Raw genomic sequence first — 13,547 nt, 5'->3', positions numbered from 1 at the left:
TCAGCGGCGGGTCAGCGGTTGAAGAAGGGGTGCTGGGTGATGCGGCTCGCGATCAGTTCGTGGGTGGGCGCATCGGGGTGCAAGTCGTCGGTCAGCGGGTGGGCGCGGTTGTCGGCTTCGCCGTACAGGTCCAGGCCGTCGAGGTAGAAGAGGTTCGTGTCGGACAGGGCGCGCTGGGTGACGATGCGGGCGAGTTCGGCGCGGATGACCGACAGCGTGAGCTTGCCGGCCGGGACGTCGTCGGGGTCGCCGGTGGCGCTGAACCGGATCTCGCCGGCGGCCAGCGCGGACAGATCCCAGCCGGTCGGGCCCGGTGTGTCCTCGTGGATGGGGCAGAGGATGGGGGAGACCACGAGCAGTGGCGTCTCCGGGTGGCCGTCGCGGACCGTGTCGAGGAAGCCGTGGACGGCGGGGGTGAACGACCGCAGGCGCATCGCGTCGGCGTTCACGATGTTGATCCCGAGCTTGACGCTGATCAGATCGGCCGGCGTCTCGCGGATGGTGCGCGCGATGAACGGCTGCAGGTACGCGCTGCCGCCGAAGCCCAGGTTCACCAGCTCGACCCCGGCCTGAGCCGCGGCCAGCGCCGGCCACGTGCCGGTCGGGTGCGTCGCGTTCGAACCGTGACTGATCGAGCTGCCGTGATGCACCCACACCGGGCGCACCGACGGCACCGGCTCGACGGGCGCATCGGTGCGCAGGGCAACAAGCTCGGTCGTCTCGGCGTGCGGCAACCAGATCTCGACCGTCTTCGGTACGCCGTCCAGCCCGTCGACCCGCAGCGTGTCAGGCTCGCCGACCTGGAGCTCGCTCGCGCCGGTCCGCAGATCGATGGTGATCACATCACCACCACGCGCGGTCAGCTGACGAAACAACTGTCCGTCGACGAGTACGTCGTACACGCCGTCCGGCCGCTCCGGGGCGCCGACGTAGTCCCGCTTCGTCGGCACCGTCTCGAGCTCGATCACGGTCGCCGCGGTGCGGAACACGAGCCGGACCCCGGACGGTTGCGTCTCGACCATCGACATCTGAGCGTCGTCGTACTGCGTCCGCGCCCAGGCGGGCAGGCGGTGCGGGAGGAGTCCGCGCTCGGCCTTCTCGAGGTCGAGGCTGCCGCGGAGCAGGTCGGTGGTGATGTCGGTGGTGATCACGAAAGATGCCTCTCGGGCCAGTTGCGGAGGAGGGAGTCGAGGGAGTCGAGGATGCGCGGCCAGCTGTCCGCGCTGTCCGGCGAGCTGTAGCTGAACGAGCCGGTCAGCTCGAGGCTGACGTACCCGTGGAAGACGCTCCCGAGCAGCCGGATCGCATCGGTCTGCGCGGGCTCGCCGAGGTCGTACCCGCGCAGCAGCGCCAGGTTCAGTTCGGAGTGCCGCCGGCCCGCCTCGATGTACTCCGGAGACGGCGCGGCGGTCAGGTACCGGGCAGCGGCGTACCGACCCGGGTGGTTGTGCGCATAGTCGCGGTACACGTTCCCGAACGCGGTGAGCGCGTCACGCCCGGAGCGACCGGCCAGGGCGGCAGCGGCGTGGTCGGCCAGCTCGGAGAGCGCGACTGTCGCGATCCGCGCCTTCAGGTCCTGCGAGCTCTTCACATGTGAGTAAAGACTCGCCACCTGGACGCCGAACCGCCGCGCCAGCGCCGACACGGTGACCTGCTCGAAGCCAACCTCGTCGGCGAGCTCGGCACCCGCCTGCGCCAGCCGCACGCCGCTCAACCCCGCTCTTGCCATAGCTCATTATGAAATTACCTAAACCCTTTAGGCAAATCGGATCACAAAGAAACCCTCACCGCGCCGTTGCGGTGAGGGTCCCTGTGCTTAGGCTCAGGCCGTGCGCTTGGTCCGGTGCAGGTGCGCCGGACCGATCTCGCCCTTACGGAGCAGCTCGACCCGCTCGGCCAGCAGCTCCTCCAGCTCGGAGATGCTCCGGCGCTCGCGCAGCATGTCCCAGTGCGTACGGGCCGGCTTCTCCTGCTTCGGCTCCGGCTTCTCACCGGTGGACCGGGCGGCCTCGCTGCCGCAGTGCGGGCATTCCCAGACCGCGGGCACCTCGGCGTCGTGCGCCATGGTCACCTCGACCACGTGGCCGCGGGGGCAGTCATACGTGATCATCTGGCGCGGCGCGAACTCGACACCGCGGTCATCCTCGAAGCTGACCCCACCCAGCCCCGAACCACGCAGTACGCGATTAGACATGTCAAACCTCCGAGATCGTCATCCGTGCCAACGGTCGGCCGGCCCGGATCATTCCCATTTTGGCATGTCCGAGCCATATGTACGCACCTGACAGCCCTTGATAACGCGGTCGTGACCCGCTGTTATCGAGTGTTCACAGACCACGGTGTGTCGCCGGGCACCTGACGTACGACGCCCCAAATCGATATCTGGTTCACAGGTTGTTGCCAGGAAGTGAGGATCTCCTCCTCAGCAACCGTGCCTACCGTCTGCTGCCATGGTGCTACCCCGCCACAAGATCCGTGGCCTCAACTTCGTGAACGTGGCTCTGGTAGCCATCGTCCTGGTGATCGCAGTCACCGCCTATTTCCTGTTCTTCAAGAAGGACCCGCCGGCCGCGAGCGCGACCCGGCCGACCGTCGCCGTGCAGCGGGGCGCGGTGACCGCGAGCGTGAGCTCCAGCGGCACCCTGCAGAGCTCCCAGACCGCGTCGCCGCAGTTCGAGACCTCGGGCACGGTGACCCAGGTGCTGGTGAAGGTCGGCCAGGTTGTGGCGAAGGGCGCAGCCATCGCGAAGATCGACCCGGCCGCGGCCGAGCGGCAGCTGCGGATCGCCGACCAGAACCAGATCGCCTCGGCGAACTCGGTGACCGCCGCCGAGGGGTCGCTCGAGGACGCGCAGGACGCGCTCGAGGCGGCCGAGGAGGCCTCGGCCTCGCCGTCCCCGACCCCCACTGCTTCCAACGGTCAACAGCAGTCCCAATCTCAGACACAGTCTCAAGGTCAAGGGCAGAGTCAGAGTCCGGAAGTTGCCGTCAGCAACGCCGAGGCGAGCTTGGCGAAGGCCAAGGCCGACAAGGAGCAGTCCGACCAGAACGTCGAGGCCGCCCAGGCCGCCGTCGACGCGACCACCCTGAAAGCGCCGATCGCCGGCACCGTCACCGCGATCAACGGCTCGGTCGGCTCGGTGGCCGGCGGGTCCAGCTCAGGTTCAGGCAGCAGCAGCGGCACCGGCCAAGCCTCGACCTCAGGTCAAGGTTCATCCTCGACGAGCTCGAGTACGTCGTCCACGTCGGGTACCGGCTTCGTCGACATCTCCGACCTGAAGTCGCTCCAGGTGGTGGCCGCGTTCGCGGAGGCCGACGCGATCAAGATCAAGGCCGGCCAGTCCGCGACCGTGACCCTGAACGCCCAGCCCGGTACGTCGCTGACCGCCTCGCTGGCGACGGTCTCGCCGACGCCGACCACCACCAACGGCGTCGTCTCGTACTCCGCGACGTTCAGCCTCGCCAAGCTCCCGGCGAACGCTCGGATCGGCCAGACCGCGAACGTCACGGTCCAGACCGCGAAGGCCGCCAACGCCCTCTTCGTCCCGAGTACGGCGATCGCGACGAGCGGTACGACGTACACGGTCACGATGGCTGACGGGAGTGGCACGCGGGAGGTGAAGGTCGGCGTTCGTGGCGACAGCTACACGCAGATCACCTCGGGTCTGAACGAGGGCGACCAGGTCGAGCTCCTGCAGGGTGCGATCGGTGGCACCGGCACCCAGAACGGTCAGAACCGGCAGGGTCAGCCAGGCGGCGGTCAGTTCCCCGGCGCCGGTACGGGTGCTGGAGCGGGCGCGGGTACCGGGGCCGGAGGCTTCCGTGGCCGCTGAGTCCCTGATCGAGATCCGGGACGTCACCAAGACCTACGGCCACGGCGAGACCACGGTGCGTGCCCTGCGGGGCGTGTCGCTGCGGGTCGACGCCGGCGAGTACGTCGCGGTGATGGGCTCGTCCGGATCCGGCAAGTCGACGTTGATGAACATCCTCGGCTGCCTCGACGTACCGTCCCGCGGGGAGTACTGGCTGGACGGCAGCAACGTCGCGCGACTGTCCGAGGACCAGCAGGCCCTCGTCCGCGGCCGGAAGATCGGGTTCATCTTCCAGTCGTTCAACCTGATTCCCCGCACGACCGCGCTGGCGAACGTCGAACTGCCGCTCACCTATGCGCACCTGCGCCGGGCCGAGCGCCGCCGGCGGGCCAATCGGGCGCTGGAGCTGGTCGGCCTCGCGGACCGCACCGGCCACCGGCCGAACCAGCTGTCCGGCGGTCAGCAGCAGCGGGTGGCGATCGCCCGCGCGCTGGCGACGGGTCCGCGGATCCTGCTCGCCGACGAGCCGACCGGAAACCTGGACGCGCACTCGACCGACGAGGTGCTGGGCATGTTCGACGACCTGCACGCCAACGGCCGGACGATCGTGGTGATCACGCACGAGCACGAGGTCGCGGCTCGTGCCCGGCGGGTGTTGCAGGTGTCCGACGGCCAGATCGTCTCCGACGAGGTGACCCGCTGATGTCACCACGCGATCTGATGGGCGCCGCCCTGCGCGGTCTGACAGCGAACAAACTCAGATCCCTGCTGACCGTCCTCGGCGTGTCGATCGGGGTCGGCGCGGTCATCGTGCTGGTTGCGGTCGGCAACGGCTCCGGCAAGGCAGTGCAGGACCGGCTGGAGGCGATGGGCACGAACCTGCTCACGGTCTCCACGACCGGAGGCGGTGGCGGCTTCGTCCGCGGCCAGGCCGGCCCGGCGAACCAGCAGTACAGCCTGACCCTGGAGGACGCCGCCGCACTCGCGGACAAGAAGCTGGCGCCCGACGTGGCCTCGGTCGCCCCGGTGATGACCAGCTCCGGTACGGCGACCAACGGCGACACCAGCTACACCGTCAACCAGGTGATCGGCACCACGCCGGACTACCTGCCCGCCACGAACACCCCGGTGCAGATCGGCCGGTCGTTCACCCGGGCGGACGTCGACAGCTCGCAGCGCGTCATCGTGCTCGGGCAGACCGCCGCCACCGAGCTCTTCACCCGCCCGGCGAGTGCGGTCGGGCAGACGATCAAACTCGGCGCCGTCGACTTCACCGTCCTCGGCGTCCTGTCCAGCAAGGACAGCACCGGGTTCAACGACCCGAACGCGACCGCGATCGTCCCGATCACCACGCTCCGCGCGACGCAGGCCGGGTACGGCGCCTTGAACCAGATCGTCGTACAGGCGTCTGACAAGGACCGGGTCGACACCGCGCAGGCCGAGGTCACACAGTTGCTGACCGCTCGGCACCAGGTGCCTGCGACCGAGACATCGCCGTTCCGGATCACGAACTCGGCGCAGATCCTGCAGACCAGCCAGGACACCGCCGCGACCTTCACCGCGCTGCTGGCGACCGTCGCCGCGATCAGCCTGGTGGTCGGCGGGATCGGTGTCACCAACATCATGCTCGTCACGGTCACCGAGCGGACCGGCGAGATCGGAATCCGGAAGGCGCTCGGCGCGCGGCGGCCGACGATCCTCGGGCAGTTCCTGATCGAGGCGACGCTGCTCAGCCTGATCGGCGGCGCGGTCGGCGTCGGGGCCGCGCTGATCGTCACCCGCTTCCAGCTCGCCGGCGTGACGCCCGCGCTGGTGCCGTCGTCGATCGGACTCGCGCTCGGCGTGTCCGCGGCGGTCGGCCTGTTCTTCGGCAGCATGCCGGCGCACCGAGCCGCCGGACTCCGTCCCATCGACGCACTACGACACGAGTGAGAGGCACCATGAGCAACCAGACGCCCGACGAGTTCGCCCAGATCGGGTCCGACGAGGAAGTCGACGCGGCGCTGAAGCCGAAGAAGACCCTCAACCTGCCGCTGGCGACGGCGATCCTCGCCGGTGTGGTCGTGCTCGCCGTCGGTCTCGGGGGCGGCGCCGGGCTGCACGCCGCATTCGCCTCGGACAGCTCGTCGAACCAGCCGCAGGCCGGCGGCCGCGGTGCGGGCGGGTATGGAGCCGGTGGGTACGGCGGTTTCCGCGGCCAGAACGGTGGACCGAACGGTACGGGGCAGCCAGGTGGTCAGGGTGGCGGCGGCACGATCGGCACCGTCGTGTCGGCGAACAGTTCCGAGCTGGTCGTGAAGACCCAGTCCGGGAACGTCACGGTGAAGCTGACCGGCGACACGACATACGAGATCACCGCGAAGGGGACCGCCGCAGATCTGAAGGCGGGGGAGCAGGTGGTCGTCACCGGTCAGAACGCGAACGGCTCGATCACCGCGAACAGCGTCCGCCAGGGCTCGTTCGGCGGCGGCTTCCGCAACCCGAACAACCCGAGCGCGACCCCGTCCTCGCGCTGAGGATCCCCAGGCCATCACAATCGCGAACGCACCGCCCGCCTGAGCGTGCCGGCAGCCGCGATCTCCGGATTGTGATGGCCTGCAGATCCGCCACGATCCGTGCGTCCGGCCAGCACCCCGGCCGGGCGCACGTTCATTTCCTGGTCGCGGTGAGGGCGACGGCGACGGAGTCGAGCGTGAAGCTGCCGCCGACCGCGTCTATCGCGGCGCCGGTCCCTTCGAGGACGGCGTCGAGCTTGCCGGCGTCGGCGAGCGGTTTCGCCAGGCCGCTCGTCCGGAGCTGGTCGAGCCATTCGTCGCGGGTGTATTCCCGCGACCACGGGAACGTCGGGCGCTCGAGGTCGGTGAAGGCACCGGTCGCGGTGAGGCTGTCGGCCGTCTGATCGAGGAAGTGCTCGTACGCGCCGAGGGGTGACGCGGCGGCGTGGGACGCGGCCGGGCTGTCCGGGATCACCTCGCGATGGACCGCGGCGAAGGCGGCGCCGAGGTCGGCAGGCGGTTGCAGGACGTACCAGAAGGCGGCGAAGCGACCGCCGGGCCGGAGGACTTCGGCGGCCTTCGCGCTGCCGACGGCCGGGTCGATCCAGTGCCACACCATCCCGGCCGTGAGGAGATCAAAGGCCCGTCCGGCCACGTCCCAGGACTCGAAGGGGGAGACCTCGACGTCCACACCGGTGGTGCGCGCGTACGCCGCCATGCGCTCGTCCACCTCGACGCCAAGCACCTGGCAACCGGCCGCCTGCAACTGGCGGGAACTGATCCCGGTCCCGCAGCCCACGTCGAGCACGTCGGTTCCGGGCGCTGAGGCGGCGACCGCGTGTATCAAGGCCTCGGGGTACTGCGGGCGGGCGCGGTCGTAGAGAGCGGGATCGGTGCCGAAGGATTCGGCCATGTCGCGCCGGGAATGGGCGCGTGCACGGGCCGGTCCTCCGGGCTCGGGCGACGGTAGAGTGGGCATGTGCCCACGATAGTGGGCGGTTGCCCACTCGCGTCAAGGAAGGTGCGTATGCCGACGGGCGTGGCGATGCGGGACGCGCGGGAGCAACTGTTCGACGCCGCCGAGCGGGTGCTGCTCCGGGACGGGCCGGAAGCGCTCACCAGTCGCGCGGCGACCACCGAGGCCGGCGTCGCGAAAGGTGTCCTGCACAAGCACTTCACCGACTTCGACGGCTTCCTCGCCGAGCTCGTCCTGGACCGCATCCGTCGCCTCGACGACCAGGCCGCCGTACTGCGGGACTCGGTCGGCCACGGGACGGTCGTCGACAACCTGACCGCGATGCTGACCGATCTGTTCGGGTCGGTCGCGGTGGCGATCGTCAGCCTGACGATCTCGCGCGACGGCCTGCGGGCCCGCTTGCGCGCGGCGGTGCCGACCGGCGTACCGATCCTGACCGATGCCGGCCGGATCCTGCTGGAGTACCTGACGGCGGAGCAGGCGATCGGCCGGATCCCGGCCGGCGCCGATCTGAACACTTTGGGTCTCACCCTGATCGGTTCCACCCACCTGCTGTTCGCCGACCGCACCGGGACACGCCCGACGGTCGCGCAGGTGCGGGCGTTCGTCGCTTCAGTCGTCCCCGCCTAGTCGCCACCCAACCACGCCGTCCCCGACCCGCGGGTCGGCCTACGGTCTGTGGGGAGAGATCGGATGACTCATTGACGGCTCAGCTTGGAAAGCGCTATCTTGCGACGAAATGAGGCCAAAAAAGTACAAATCGGCCTCTTCGTAGACAGGAACCTGGCATGAGTGTGTCCGTGATCCGGCCGTTCAGACTGCTCGCCCTCGGGCTCGGAGCGGTCCTGACCCTGGCCGCCTGCGGGACCGGCGGCGCCGGTCAGACCGCACAGGACTCGTCCGCCCCGCTGGAGCTGTGGGCGCGGACGACCCCCGGTGGTGACGGGGAGAAGGGAATGAAGAAGCTCGCGGCGGCCTTCGAGGCGGCGACCGGCCAGAAGGTCGAGGTCACGGCGATCTTCGACGACTTCGAGACCAAGCTGTCCCAGCGCGCCGCGCAGAAGGACCTGCCGGACATCGTCATGAACGACTCGTCGCAGCTCGGCACGATGGTCGGCCAGGGCATCGTGCGCCAGGTCGACCTGAGCCAGATCAAGGGCGGCGACCAACTGCTGGAGCCCGCCATCGAGGCCGCCCGTGCCTCCGACGGCAAGACGTACGGCGTCCCGTACTCCGCGCAGGCCTCGGCGCTGCTGATCCGCAAGGACTGGCGCGCGAAGACCGGCCTGCCCGCGCCGACGACCTGGGACCAGATGGCCGCCCTGGCGAAGGCCTTCACCACTCAGGACCCGGACGGCAACGGCAAGGCCGACACCTATGGCCTCGCGGTGCCCGGCTCCACCAAGCGCGGCTACGCCTCGTGGTACTTCTCGAACTTCCTCTGGGCCGCCGGCGGTGACTTCATCGCGAAGCAGCCCGACGGCAAGTACAAGCCCGCGATGTCGACCCCGGAGTCGGTCGCCGCCACCAAGTGGTTCCGCGACCTCGCCTGTACGTCGAAGGTGATCCAGCCCGGCGCCGCGACGATGGACACCCCGCCCACCAACGAGACGTTCGAGGCGGGCAAGACCGGCATGTACGTCGTCGGTCCGTACCTGATGCCGCGCTTCGACAGCTCGCTCGGCAAGGACAAGTACGAGGTCGTGCCGATGCCCGCCGGCCCGAAGGACTCGACCGTCCTGGCCGAGGGCGGCAGCGTCTACCTGATGGCCGGCTCGAAGAACGAGGCGGGCCAGAACGCGTTCGCCGGCTACGCCATCTCCGCCGAGGGCCAGAAGATCGGCATGGAGGGCGAGAAGGCCTTCATCGTCCAGTTGCCGGTCAACAAGAACGTCGACATCAGCACGGTCCGCCCCGACCCCCGCTGGAAGCTGTACGCCGACGTGTACCGCGAGCACGGTCGCTACGCCCCCTCGATCCCGAACTGGACCGTGGTACGGCAGAGCTCCGCGGACACCGTGAACGCCTTGATCGCGGACTGCGGCCTGGACGTGAACTCCGAGCTCCAGAAGCTCGACACGAAGCTCGGTGAGGCGCTCGGCCAGCAGGGCATCGGCGCGTCGTGACCGCATCCCTGAGCGCGCCGGTCGTGCGGACCGCGACCCGGGAGCGGCGCCGGATCAGTGGTCAGTGGTGGGTGCCGTGGCTGTTCCTGGCACCCGCGCTGATCCTGTTCCTCTACTTCAAGTTCATCCCGATGGCGCGGGCCGTGTCGATGTCGTTCCAGGAGGTACGCCCGTACCTCGGCAACACCTGGGTCGGCGGCGCCAACTACGCGGAGATCCTGTCCTCGGACGGGTTCCGGTCGGCGGCGTGGAACACGATCGTGCTGGCGGTCGGGCAGACCTTCGGCTCGATGGTGCTCGGGTTCGGGCTGGCGTTGCTCGTCGAGGGACAGACGCGCAAGCTGACGTTCATCCGGTCCGCGGCGTTCCTGCCGGTCGTCGTACCGCTCGCGGTGACCGCGGAGCTGTGGCGGATCATGTACCACCCGACGAGCGACGGACTGATGAACCAGGTGATCGGCCTGATCGGGCTCGGTCCGTCCGGGTTCATCAACGATCCGCACACGTCGCTCGCCTCGATCGCCGTGACGGGCATCTGGCGCGGGGCGCCGTACGACATGATGATCTTCCTCGCCGGGCTGGCCGGGATCGACCGCGGGCTGTACGAGGCCGCGACCGTAGACGGGGCCTCGACCTGGAAGCGGATCCTGCACGTCACGCTGCCGGGGCTGCGGCCGGTGTTCGCGATCCTGTTCGTGCTGGCCGCCGTCCGTGGGTTCCGGACGTTCACCGAGGTGTTCCTGCTGACCAACGGCGGGCCGAACGGCTCGACCGAGGTCGTCATGACGCTCATCTACAAGCTGGGGCTCGAGCAGAGTCGCCTCGGCGTCGGTTCGGCCGGTGCGGTGCTGTTGTTCGCTGCGACGCTCGTGCTCACGGTGTGCGTCCAGCTGCTGCGCCGAAGGAGGGCCGCATGAGTGCCGCCACCGAGACCGCGTTGGGGCTGACCGAGAGCAAGGGCATCTGGGCCCGGTTGGCGAAGTTCGTGATCTACATCGGTCTGTTCGTCGTCTTCGCCGGCCCGCTGCTGGCGCTGCTGGTCGGCTCGTTCAGCCACGTGTCGGACCCGACCCAGTTGAGCGTGCTGCCGAACCGGCCGACGCTCGGCAACTTCCGGATCGCGTTCGACCACGGCGTACTGCGGTATCTGCTGAACTCGTTCTTCGTGGTCGGGTTCGGACTGCTGCTCCAGGTGGCCGTCTCGGTGCTGGCCGGCTACGCGCTGGCCCGCAAGGTGTTCCCGATGATGACGCTGGTGATGGTCGCGATCCTGGCCACGATGATGCTGCCCGAGGAGATCCTCGCGCTGCCGCTCACCCTGGTGCTGGCCGACCTGCCGCTGCTGCACCTGGACCTGATGGGAACGCTGGCCGGCATGATCGTGCCGCTCGGCGCGTGGGCGTTCTCGATCCTGGTGATGACCGAATTCATGAAGGACGTACCGCGGGAGCTCGAGGAGGCGGCCCGGATCGACGGCGCCGGCGAGTTCCGGATCTTCGCGCAGATCATCCTGCCGCTGTGCAAGCCCGCGCTCGGGGTGATCGGGGTGTTCGGCTTCACGATGATCTGGGACCAGTACCTGCTGCCGTTGCTCGTGGCCCAGAACTCCTCGTCGTACACGCTGCCGCTGGCGCTGCGGACGCTGCGGATCGACCAGGCGGTCACGCCCGGCGTCGTCCTCGCGGCCTCGTTGCTCGCACTGCTCCCGTCGGTGCTGGTGTTCCTTTTCTTCCAACGCTCGTTCGCCCGGGGTCTGACCTCCGGCGCACTCAAGGGGTGAGACATGGATCGTCGTACTTTCCTCGCCGCCACCGGCATCGCCGGGCTCGGCCTGACCGTCACACTTCCCAGCCGGGCTTCGGCCGGCACCCTGGTTCGCTCGCTGGACGAGCTGCGCACCGCGATCGAGCGGGCCACGCCGGACACCGTCATCACAGTTGCCAACGGCACATACGACGTACAAGCTCCGATCGCGGTCGCCGGGAAGCGTGGACCGATTCTGATCCGGGCCGAGTCGATCGGTGGCGTCGTACTGACCGGTGAGCAGAGCTTCGTGCTGACCGGCTCGTCGGACATCACCCTCAGCGGCTTCGCGTTCCGGCAGCGTACGACGTTCGACGTACCGCCCGACTGCCGGCGGATCCGGCTGACGCGCAACGACTTCCAGCTGGCCGACCTCGACGGACTGCACTGGGTGATGGTGCAGGCCGACGAGACGACGCTCGACCACAACGAGTGGCACGACAAGTCGAAGCTCGGGATCTACCTCGGGATCGAGGGCGCCGGGACCGATCAGATGGCGCGCGGGGTGCACATCACCCGGAACTACTTCCGCGACCACACGTTCCCCGGTGACAACGGCGGTGAGCCGATCCGGCTCGGGGTCAGTCCGCGAGCGCTGTCGACGGCCGGCGCGGTGGTCGAGTTCAACCTGTTCGAGCGCGCCAACGGCGACCCCGAGGCGATCTCGGTGAAGTCGTCGGGCAACACCATCCGGCACAACACGATCCGCGACAGCCTCGGCGGCATCGTGCTCCGGCACGGCAACGCGACCCGGGTCGAGGGCAACTATCTGCTGTCCGGCCAGAACGGGATCCGGATCTACGGCAACGACCACCTGATCGTGAACAACTACCTCGAGCGGATCAGCGGCGCCGGCGTCGTCCTGGGCAGCGGGAGCGTCCGCGACCACTACCCGGGCGAGCCGTCCAAGTCGCGCACCGGCAACGACGCACCGGACCGGGTCCGGATCGCGCTGAACTCGGTACTCGACTGCGGGTCCGCGATCATCGGCGAGAGCCACCGGACCCTCCCGCCGCTGGAGTGCGCGGTGACGGACAATCTCCTGATGGCGGACAGCGGGCAGTTGGTGAACATGCCGTTCCAGGACGGCATCACCTGGTCGGGCAACATCCATTGGGGACAGTCCGTGGACGGCAACGCTCCGGCCGCCGCGTTCACCCGCGTCGACCCGCGGCTCGCGGCGGGCGCGGACGGCGTACGGCGGTTGAGCTCGGGAAGCCCGGCCATCAACGCGGCGTCGCAGCGCTACCCGGACGTGGACCTCGATCTCGACGGGCACCACCGGATGGGGCGGGCCGATGTCGGCGCGGACGAGTACTCGCCTTCGCGGGTGAAGTTCCGTCCGCTGACAGCCTCCGACGTCGGGCCGCACGCGCGATGAGGACCGCGCAGCACGTCGACGCCGACCAGGAGACGATCCGGACGTACCTCGACCGGCTCCGGCTGGACCTGGTTGTCGCCGCGCGGATCACCAAGGTGCACCGCGAGTGGTCGCGCGCGTTGATGCCCGATCAGTTCTCGAGGCTGTACTTGATCCTCGAGGGCGAGGGCCGGCTCGTCGTGGGGGACACGGAGCTGTTCCCGAAGCCGGGCGAGCTCGTGTACATGCCCGCCGACGTCCCGGTGTCCTACGAGACGATCAGCGACAACGTGTTCCGGAAGCACTGGCTGCACTTCAACGCGCTGATCGGCGACCGCGACATCGGCGAGCTGTTGACCCTGCCGTACGTCGTCCCGAGCAAGGCGCCCGAGGAAGCGGCGGCCCTGTTCGAGCAGGTCGGCGCGGCCGATCGCGATCCACCTGGGCTCGCGACGCCGTTGCGGTTGCGGTCCGCGTTGACCGCGCTGTTCGCGCACTACCTGGACAGCGCGCCGGCGGGCTCGGTGCGGCTGGCCGCGCAGCAGACGAGTGAGTCCGGGATCGTGCAGTACATCCAGCAGAACCTCGCCACGCTGCCGAGCGTGGAGGAGCTCGCCGCCGAGTTGGGTTATGACCTGGCGAGCTTCCTGCGGCACTTCCGCACCGAGTTCGGGCTGTCGCCGAAGCAGTACATCAAGCGGGCCAAGATCGAGTGGGCCCAGCGCGAACTGATGGCGACCGCCCGCCCGATGGAGGAGATCGCGGCCGCCGTCGGGATGGACCAGTCGTACTTCTCCAAGGTGTTCCGTCAGGTCAGTTCAGTCACCCCCAGCGAGTACCGAAAGCTCTACCGCCCCAGCTAGTGACCTGGGTCGGACGGTCGGCGGCGCTTTCGGCGCCCAGGCACGCACCTCACGGCACGTGCCCAGCGCCCACGATGCTCCGCATCGAGGCCACTGACCACGCACCGCGATG

General features: G+C 69.0%; 14 protein-coding genes. 10 read left to right on the top strand and 4 right to left on the bottom strand.

What is annotated here, in order from left to right; genetic code table 11:
• Positions 1 to 11: 11 nt before the first annotated feature.
• The 3 genes from ACWGID_RS31565 to ACWGID_RS31555 all read right to left on the bottom strand — a co-directional run bounded on the left by ACWGID_RS31565 (position 12) and on the right by ACWGID_RS31555 (position 2,194).
• Positions 12 to 1,151 carry a GDSL-type esterase/lipase family protein gene (locus ACWGID_RS31565; RefSeq protein ID WP_452202780.1) on the bottom strand — a complete coding sequence of 380 codons (1,140 nt, stop codon included), beginning with the start codon at positions 1,149 to 1,151 and terminating at the stop codon, positions 12 to 14.
• The gene (locus tag ACWGID_RS31560; RefSeq protein WP_452202778.1) at positions 1,148 to 1,729 is read right to left on the bottom strand and encodes a TetR/AcrR family transcriptional regulator; all 582 of its coding nucleotides are present in this window, start codon (positions 1,727 to 1,729) and stop codon (positions 1,148 to 1,150) included. Before ACWGID_RS31560 ends, ACWGID_RS31565 begins: the two co-directional genes overlap by 4 nt.
• A 93-nt stretch (positions 1,730 to 1,822) precedes the next feature.
• Positions 1,823 to 2,194: an RNA polymerase-binding protein RbpA gene (locus tag ACWGID_RS31555; RefSeq protein ID WP_130448290.1), complete on the bottom strand. Its 372-nt coding sequence runs from the start codon at positions 2,192 to 2,194 to the stop codon at positions 1,823 to 1,825.
• Positions 2,195 to 2,450: 256 nt separating this feature from the next.
• On the opposite strand from ACWGID_RS31555, the gene ACWGID_RS31550 reads away from it, so the two are divergent.
• The 4 genes from ACWGID_RS31550 to ACWGID_RS31535 are packed head-to-tail and all read left to right on the top strand — an operon-like array spanning position 2,451 to position 6,328.
• Positions 2,451 to 3,833 carry an efflux RND transporter periplasmic adaptor subunit gene (locus tag ACWGID_RS31550; protein ID WP_452202776.1) on the top strand — a complete coding sequence of 461 codons (1,383 nt, stop codon included), beginning with the start codon at positions 2,451 to 2,453 and terminating at the stop codon, positions 3,831 to 3,833.
• The gene (locus tag ACWGID_RS31545; protein ID WP_452202774.1) at positions 3,823 to 4,515 is read left to right on the top strand and encodes an ABC transporter ATP-binding protein; all 693 of its coding nucleotides are present in this window, start codon (positions 3,823 to 3,825) and stop codon (positions 4,513 to 4,515) included. The genes ACWGID_RS31550 and ACWGID_RS31545 overlap by 11 nt, the downstream gene beginning before the upstream one ends.
• Positions 4,515 to 5,744 carry an ABC transporter permease gene (locus ACWGID_RS31540; RefSeq protein WP_452202772.1) on the top strand — a complete coding sequence of 410 codons (1,230 nt, stop codon included), beginning with the start codon at positions 4,515 to 4,517 and terminating at the stop codon, positions 5,742 to 5,744. Before ACWGID_RS31545 ends, ACWGID_RS31540 begins: the two co-directional genes overlap by 1 nt.
• 8 nt (positions 5,745 to 5,752) lie before the next feature.
• The gene (locus tag ACWGID_RS31535) at positions 5,753 to 6,328 is read left to right on the top strand and encodes a hypothetical protein (RefSeq protein ID WP_452202770.1); all 576 of its coding nucleotides are present in this window, start codon (positions 5,753 to 5,755) and stop codon (positions 6,326 to 6,328) included.
• 133 nt (positions 6,329 to 6,461) lie between these two features.
• Here ACWGID_RS31535 and ACWGID_RS31530 read toward each other — a convergent pair whose 3' ends face one another.
• Complete coding sequence (locus tag ACWGID_RS31530; RefSeq protein ID WP_452202768.1) at positions 6,462 to 7,286, bottom strand: class I SAM-dependent methyltransferase; 825 nt, start codon at positions 7,284 to 7,286, stop codon at positions 6,462 to 6,464.
• Positions 7,287 to 7,334: 48 nt separating this feature from the next.
• On the opposite strand from ACWGID_RS31530, the gene ACWGID_RS31525 reads away from it, so the two are divergent.
• The 6 genes from ACWGID_RS31525 to ACWGID_RS31500 all read left to right on the top strand — a co-directional run bounded on the left by ACWGID_RS31525 (position 7,335) and on the right by ACWGID_RS31500 (position 13,435).
• Positions 7,335 to 7,913 carry a TetR family transcriptional regulator gene (locus ACWGID_RS31525; RefSeq protein ID WP_452202766.1) on the top strand — a complete coding sequence of 193 codons (579 nt, stop codon included), beginning with the start codon at positions 7,335 to 7,337 and terminating at the stop codon, positions 7,911 to 7,913.
• A 158-nt stretch (positions 7,914 to 8,071) separates the two neighbouring features.
• Positions 8,072 to 9,409 (top strand): sugar ABC transporter substrate-binding protein, encoded by a 1,338-nt coding sequence (locus ACWGID_RS31520; RefSeq protein ID WP_452202764.1) that lies wholly within the window; start codon positions 8,072 to 8,074, stop codon positions 9,407 to 9,409.
• Complete coding sequence (locus ACWGID_RS31515) at positions 9,406 to 10,326, top strand: carbohydrate ABC transporter permease (RefSeq protein ID WP_452202762.1); 921 nt, start codon at positions 9,406 to 9,408, stop codon at positions 10,324 to 10,326. The genes ACWGID_RS31520 and ACWGID_RS31515 overlap by 4 nt, the downstream gene beginning before the upstream one ends.
• Complete coding sequence (locus ACWGID_RS31510) at positions 10,323 to 11,189, top strand: carbohydrate ABC transporter permease (protein WP_452202761.1); 867 nt, start codon at positions 10,323 to 10,325, stop codon at positions 11,187 to 11,189. Before ACWGID_RS31515 ends, ACWGID_RS31510 begins: the two co-directional genes overlap by 4 nt.
• A gap of 3 nt (positions 11,190 to 11,192) precedes the next feature.
• Positions 11,193 to 12,593, top strand: coding sequence for a polysaccharide lyase 6 family protein (locus tag ACWGID_RS31505; RefSeq protein ID WP_452202759.1), 1,401 nt, complete (start codon positions 11,193 to 11,195; stop codon positions 12,591 to 12,593).
• Positions 12,590 to 13,435, top strand: a complete 846-nt coding sequence (locus ACWGID_RS31500) for a helix-turn-helix domain-containing protein (protein WP_452202757.1) — start codon at positions 12,590 to 12,592, stop codon at positions 13,433 to 13,435. Before ACWGID_RS31505 ends, ACWGID_RS31500 begins: the two co-directional genes overlap by 4 nt.
• Positions 13,436 to 13,547: the final 112 nt, after the last annotated feature.

The sequence above is a fragment of the Kribbella sp. NPDC054772 genome (assembly GCF_053611945.1).
Note: the sequence above shows the minus strand (reverse complement) of the source record. Positions and strands in the feature narration are given on the sequence as shown.